General features: G+C 77.6%; 1 protein-coding gene. It reads left to right on the top strand.

What is annotated here, in order from left to right; all coding sequences use genetic code 11:
- Positions 1-4,018 (top strand): amino acid adenylation domain-containing protein (locus AA75_RS18385; protein WP_033821176.1); only part of this gene is annotated, 4,018 nt, incomplete at both ends.

The following is a 4,018-nucleotide window of genomic DNA, read 5'->3' as shown; positions in this document are numbered from 1 at the left end:
GACGCCGCCTCCTGGCGGATCCTGCTCGCCGACCTGCCCGCCGCGTACGAGGGCCGCGCCCTGGAGCCCGTCGCCACCTCGCCGCGCCGCTGGGCGCTGGGCCTGGCCGACGCGGCCGCCACCGACGCCGTCCGCGCCGAACTGCCCAGCTGGCAGGCGCTGCTCGCCGAGGGCGCCGGACCGCTGCTCGGCGACCGCCCGCTCGACCCCGCCCGGGACACCGCCGCCACCACCCGGCAGCTGCGGCTCACCCTGGACACCGCCCGCACCGCCCCGCTGCTCGACCTGGTCCCCGCCACCCGCCGCGCCGGCACCGGGCACGTCCTGCTCACCGCCCTGACGCTGGCCGTGCTCGGCCGCCGCCGGGTCCGCCACGGCGCCTCGGCCCGCCCCGACCTGCTGCTGCGCCTGGAGACCGACGGCCGCGCGGACCACCTGGTGCCCGGCGCCGACACCACCCGCACCGTTGGCGCGCTGGCCGGCGGCCACCCGGCCCGCCTCGACCTGGCCGAGATCGACCTCGCCGACGCCCTGGCCGGCGGCCCCGCGGCCGGCCGCGCGCTGGCCCTGGTCAAGGAGCAGCTGCGCGCCCTGCCCGACGCGGCCACCGGATACGGCCTGCTGCGCCACCTGGACCCGGTGGCCGGCGCCGCACCGGCCGACGCCGAGGCCCCGCAGCTGCAGTTCGGCTACCTGGGCCGGTTCACCGCCGACGGCCGGCCGTTCACCCCCGCCGGCGACGCCTTCGAGCCGGCCGCCGACCCCGCGCTGCCCGCCGCGCACGCGCTGGAGGTCACCGCCGTCGTCCACGACCGCGCCGACGGGCCCGAACTGACGGTCCGCCTCGCCTGGCCGCAGGGCGTGCTGACCGAGCAGGCCGTCCGCGAACTGGCCGGGCAGTGGTTCGCCGCGCTGGACGCGCTCACCGCGTTCGCCGCCCGCCCGGACGCCGCCGCCCTCACCCCCGGCGACGTACCGCTGGCCGCCGTCACCCAGCCCGTGCTGGACCTGCTCGCCGCCGAGCACCCCGGCACCGAGGACGTGCTGCCGCTCTCCCCGCTCCAGGAGGGCCTGCTGTTCCACTCCCTCTACCAGGACACCGAGGGCGCCGACGACCTGTACACCTCGCTGACCTCGCTCGACCTGCGCGGCCCGCTCGACCCCGCCACCCTGCGGGCGGCCGTCGACACCGTGGTCAACCGGCACTCCGCGCTGCGGGCCGGCTTCCACCACACCGGCCTCGACCGGCCGCTGCAGCTGATCGCCGGCCACGTCACCGTCCCGTGGACCGAGCACGACCTGACCGGCCTGGACACCGCCGGCCAGGCCGGGCGGATCGGCGCGATCGAGGACGCCGAGGCGGCCGGCCGCTTCGACCTCACCCGCCCGCCGCTGCTGCGCTGCGCCCTGCTCACCCTCGGCGAGGACCACCACCGGCTGCTGCTGACCCGCCACCACATCGTGATGGACGGCTGGTCCACCCCCGTCCTGCTGCGCGAGCTGATCGCCGCGTACGGCGGCGCCCGGCGGTTCCCGGCCGTCACCCCGTACGCCGAGCACCTGGGATGGCTCCAGCGGCGCGACCAGGCCGCCGACACCGCCGCCTGGCGCGCCGCGCTGGCCGGCCTCCAGGCGCCCACCCTGCTCGCCGACGCGCTCGGCCGCCCCGCCGGCGGCCCCGGCACGGCCGGCCGCGAACTCCACCTGCCGCTGGGCGCCGAGCTGACCGCCGCGCTCACCGGCACCGCCCGCCGGCACGGACTGACCCTCAACACCCTGGTCCAGGGCGCCTGGGCGATCCTGCTCGGCCGGCTGACCGGCCGCACCGACGTGGTGTTCGGCGCCACCGTCTCCGGCCGCCCCAGCGACATCCCGGGCGTCGAGTCGATGGTCGGCCTGTTCAGCAACACCGTCCCGGTCCGCTTCGAACCCCGCGACGACGAGCCGGCCGCCGAGGCGCTGGCCCGGCTCCAGGCCCAGCAGTCGGCGCTGCTCGACCACCAGTACCTGGGCCTGGCCGACATCCAGGCGCAGGCCGGCCACGGCACCCTGTTCGACACCCTGCTGGTGTTCGAGAACTACCCCGTCGACCCGGCCGAACTGACCGCCGCGGGCCTGCGGGTGGCCGGCATCGGCAACCGCGGCGCCACCCACTACCCGCTGACCGTCCTCACCCTGCCCGGGGACGCCCCGCAGCTCACCGTCGAGTACCGCCCCGACGTCTTCGACGCCGAGCAGGCCGCCGCCGTCGGCGCCCGCCTGCTGCGGCTGCTGACCCGGATCGCCGCCGCGCCCGGAACCCCCGTCGGCGCGCTGGAGATCCTGGACACCGCCGAACGCGAGCAGCTGCTGCACGGCTGGAACGCCACCGCCCGAACCGTCCCGGACGGCACCGTGGTCGACGCGTTCCGGGCCAGGGCCGCCGCCACCCCCGACGACACCGCCGTGGTCTGCGGCGACCGGCGCCTGAGCTACGCCGAGCTGGCCGCCGACGTCGAGCTGACCGCCCGCCACCTGGCCGCGCTCGGCGCCGGACCGGGCCGGGTCGTCGCCCTCGCCCTGCCGCGCTCCGCCGACCTGGTGGCCGCGCTGCTCGGCGTGCTCGCCTCCGGCGCCGCCTACCTGCCCCTCGACCTCGACCACCCGGCCGAGCGGGTCGCCCTGATGCTCGCCGACGCCGAACCGCTGCTCACCCTGACCACCGCCGAGGTGGCCGCCCGGCTGCCGGTGCTCGCCGAGCACGGCCGGGGCACCCTGCTGCTCACCGACGTCGGCACGCGCTCCGCCGAGCCGCTGCCCCCGCACGCCGACGACCTGGCGTACGTCATCCACACCTCCGGCTCCACCGGCCGCCCCAAGGGCGTCCAGGTGCCGCACCGGGGCCTGGCCAACATGCTGGAGCACCACGGCAACACGGTCTTCGCGCGGGCCGTCGAGGCCGCGGGCGGACGCCGGCTGCGCGCCGCGCACACCGCCTCGTTCTCCTTCGACTCCTCCTGGGAGCAGCTGCTCTGGCTGATCGCCGGCCACGAACTGCACGTCTACGGCGAGGACCTGCGGCGCGACCCGCAGGCACTGGCCGCCCGGCTGCTCGCCGACCGGATCGACACCCTGGACGTCACGCCGTCGTTCGGCCAGCAGCTGGTCGAGTGGGGCCTGCTGGACTCCGCCGAGCACCGCCCGCTGCTGTTCCTGGTCGGCGGCGAGGCCGTCGGCGAGGCCCTGTGGACCCGGATCCGGGAGACCGAGGGCGTCATCGGCCACAACTTCTACGGCCCCACCGAGTACACCGTCGACACCCTGGGCGCCGCGCTGGACGAGAGCGCGACGCCGTTCGTCGGCCGCCCGATCGGCAACACCCGGGTGTACGTGCTGGACGCCCGGCTGCGGCCGGTGCCGGCCGGGGTCCCCGGCGAGCTGTACATCGCCGGCCCCGGCCTGGCCCGCGGTTACGGCAACCGGCCCGCGCTGACCGCCGGCCGTTTCGTCGCCGACCCGTTCGCCGACGGCGGCCGGATGTACCGCACCGGCGACGTGGTCCGCCACCGGCCCGACGGCTCCCTGGACTTCCTCGGCCGCGACGACGACCAGGTGAAGATCCGCGGCTTCCGGGTCGAGCCCGGCGAGGTGGAGGCCGCGCTCGCCGCCCTGCCCGGCGTCACCGGTGCCGCCGTGGTGGTCCGCGGCACCACCGGGGTGCGCCGCCTGGTCGGCTACGCCGTCCCCGCCGCCCTGGACCCGGCCGCGCTGCGCAAGGCGCTCGCCGAGACGCTGCCCGAGTACCTGGTGCCGGCCGCGATCGTCCCGCTGGACGCGCTGCCGCTGAACGTCAACGGCAAGCTCGACCGGCAGGCGCTGCCCGAGCCCGGGGCCGCGGACTTCGCCGCCCCCGCCGGGCGGGCCCCGCGCGACGAACGCGAGGCCGTGCTGTGCGGCGTGTTCGCCGATGTGCTCGGCCTGCCGCGGGTCGGCGTGGAGGACGACTTCTTCGCCCTCGGCGGCCACTCGCTGCTCGCCA

Source organism: Kitasatospora sp. MBT63 (assembly GCF_000710465.2).
Taxonomy (GTDB): Bacteria; Actinomycetota; Actinomycetes; order Streptomycetales; family Streptomycetaceae; genus Kitasatospora.
This window is presented reverse-complemented; position numbering and strand designations above follow the sequence as displayed.